At 63.6% G+C, this 2249-nt stretch carries 4 protein-coding genes; 2 read left to right on the plus strand and 2 right to left on the minus strand.

Annotation, left to right across the window (positions count from 1 at the left end; all coding sequences use genetic code 11):
* Positions 1-17: 17 nt before the first annotated feature.
* Together EOA22_RS31080 and EOA22_RS31085 are read right to left on the minus strand one after the other, a co-directional pair.
* Positions 18-677, minus strand: a complete 660-nt coding sequence (locus tag EOA22_RS31080; RefSeq protein ID WP_024503139.1) for a response regulator transcription factor — start codon at positions 675-677, stop codon at positions 18-20.
* 120 nt (positions 678-797) lie between these two features.
* Positions 798-1226: a hypothetical protein gene (locus EOA22_RS31085; RefSeq protein WP_013533615.1), complete on the minus strand. Its 429-nt coding sequence runs from the start codon at positions 1224-1226 to the stop codon at positions 798-800.
* Positions 1227-1412: 186 nt separating this feature from the next.
* On the opposite strand from EOA22_RS31085, the gene EOA22_RS31090 reads away from it, so the two are divergent.
* Both EOA22_RS31090 and EOA22_RS31095 read left to right on the plus strand, forming a co-directional pair.
* The gene (locus EOA22_RS31090; protein ID WP_024503140.1) at positions 1413-1763 is read left to right on the plus strand and encodes a DUF952 domain-containing protein; all 351 of its coding nucleotides are present in this window, start codon (positions 1413-1415) and stop codon (positions 1761-1763) included.
* Positions 1760-2249: dihydroorotate dehydrogenase 2 (locus EOA22_RS31095; protein WP_164756086.1), on the plus strand; the 490-nt coding region annotated here is incomplete at its 3' end. The genes EOA22_RS31090 and EOA22_RS31095, both read left to right, overlap by 4 nt.

Here is a 2249-nt window from a genome sequence, read left to right on the forward strand (position 1 = left end):
GGCGGCGGAATAGGGGTCTAACCCGCCGGCTGCAGCGGGTCGCTGCCGATCTTGGACAGCAGGATCACCGCCTGGGTGCGGCTGTCGACGCCGAGCTTCTGCAGGATGGCGGAGACATGCGCCTTGATGGTGGCCTCGGAGACGCCGAGTTCATAGGCGATCTGCTTGTTGAGCAGGCCCTCGGCCAGCATGCCGAGCACCCGGGTCTGCTGCGGCGTCAACGCCTGCAGCCGCTTGATCAGGTCGGATATTTCAGGGTCGCGCTCGATGCCGAGATCGACGCCGACGGGTGCTGCAATATCGCCGGCAAGCACCGATTGCACGGCGCTGCGGATTTCTTCCATGCTGGCCGATTTGGAGATGAAGCCGGAAGCGCCGAGGTCGAGCGCCCGCCTGATGGTCGCCGGATCGTCATGCGCCGACACCACGACCAGCGGCACCGCCGGATGGATGCCACGCAGCGAGATCAGGCCGGAGAGGCCGCTGGCGCCCGGCATCGACAGGTCGAGCAGCACCAGATCGACGTCCTCGTTGGCCACGACCAGCGCCTTGGCGCTCTCGAAATCGCCGGCTTCATGGATGGCGGCGACATTGCCGATGCCGGCGAGCGCTTCGCGCAGCGCACCGCGAAACAGCGGGTGATCGTCGGCGATGACGAAAGAATAGCCTGCCGGCAAATGTCCCTCCCCGAATCCCCGATGATTTTTGGCTTTTCGGGTTCAACTGGACGATTATGAGCGGCTGCGCGCTGTTTTCAAGCGGCAAAGCCAGTGCGCCGCCTCCCGTGGTTGAAACGCTCAGGTCTTCTGCGAATTGGGCTGGGCGCCGTTGTCCTTGTCCATATCCCTGACGATGCCCATGAAGCCGCGCAGGAAGCGCTCCATGTAGCCCATCGTCTTGTTGAAATCCTCTTCGCTCGGCAGTTTCGATTCGAGGCGGGCGGAGAGCGAATTCTCGAGCTTGGTGACGCGCTCGTCCATCGCCTTCATCGAGGTCTGCAAGCGGTCGACCTCGTCCTGGAAAGCGGCGCGTTCGTCGGCCGCCATCTTGCAGACGAGCTGGCCGGAGCGTTCGTCGCAGATCGACATGGCGCCGGTCTGGGTGTCCATGCGGATATAGCCGGTGGCCGACTTTTCCAGCCGGTAGCGGTCGGTTTCTTCCGAATAAGCTGAAGCCGCGACCAGCGAAACGAGCGCGGCGGGGATCAAGATGTGCTGCAGACGCATGTTGTCCTCCATGGCAAAGGCCTCAGATATCGCATGTTTGCGCCGGAAATGGGGAAGACCCTTGGCGTGGCCTTTCCCGAATGGCTGGTTCGGAATCTTTTGAAGCAATTCCCAAGGGAAAGCGCTATGCGCTTTTCCCGGGAAAACCGTTTCACACTTTTCCTGGAACTGCTCTATAGCGCAACCATGTCTCAGATTATCTACAAGATAACCCCGCAGGCGCTTTGGCGCGAGGCCGAAACGCATGGCCGCTTCACCGGCGCGCCGATTGATGTCGCAGACGGCTTCATCCACTTCTCCACGGCGGCGCAGGTCAAGGAAACGGCGGCAAAGCACTTTGCCGGCCAGACCGACCTTCTGCTGGTCGCCATCGACGGCGCCAGCCTGGGTGCTGCGCTGAGATACGAGGTCTCGCGCGGCGGTGCGCTGTTTCCGCATCTTTATGGTCCGCTCGGCCTCAAGGCTGTGCTGTGGGTCCGGCCACTGCCGCTTGGCTCCGATGGTGTGCACCAGTTCCCGGCACTGGAGGGGCAATGAGCGTGCTCGACCGGCTCGGCCAGAAGCTGCTGTTCGCCTTCGATCCGGAAACCGCGCATGGCCTGTCGATCGCGGCCTTGCGATGCGGCGTTCCGGTTGGTGCACCAGCGATCCGCGACCACAGGCTGACGGTCAGCATCTGCGGCCTCGATTTTCCCAATCCGCTCGGCATGGCGGCCGGCTATGACAAGAACGCCGAAGTGCCCGACGCGCTGCTTGGCCTGGGCTTCGGCTTTGCCGAGGTCGGCACGATCACGCCGCTGGCGCAGGCCGGCAATCCGAAGCCGCGCATTTTCCGGCTGACGGCCGACGATGCGGTGATCAACCGATTGGGCTTCAACAATGAAGGCCATGCGGCGGCCGAAAAGCGCCTTGCCGCGCGCAAGGGGCGTGGCGGCATCGTCGGCGTCAACATCGGCGCCAACAAGGACAGCAGCGACCGCATCGGCGACTATGAGCGCGGCGTCGCCCGGTTCGGGCCTGTCC

It is taken from the genome of Mesorhizobium sp. M7A.F.Ca.US.014.04.1.1, from assembly GCF_003998745.1.
Classification (GTDB): domain Bacteria; phylum Pseudomonadota; class Alphaproteobacteria; order Rhizobiales; family Rhizobiaceae; genus Mesorhizobium; species Mesorhizobium ciceri.

Coding starts and splice junctions, on each gene's coding strand:
- EOA22_RS31090 (WP_024503140.1), top strand. CDS start 1,413: ATGTCTCAGATTATCTACAAGATAACCCCGCAGGCGCTTTGGCGCGAG.
- EOA22_RS31085 (WP_013533615.1), bottom strand. CDS start 1,226: ATGCGTCTGCAGCACATCTTGATCCCCGCCGCGCTCGTTTCGCTGGTC.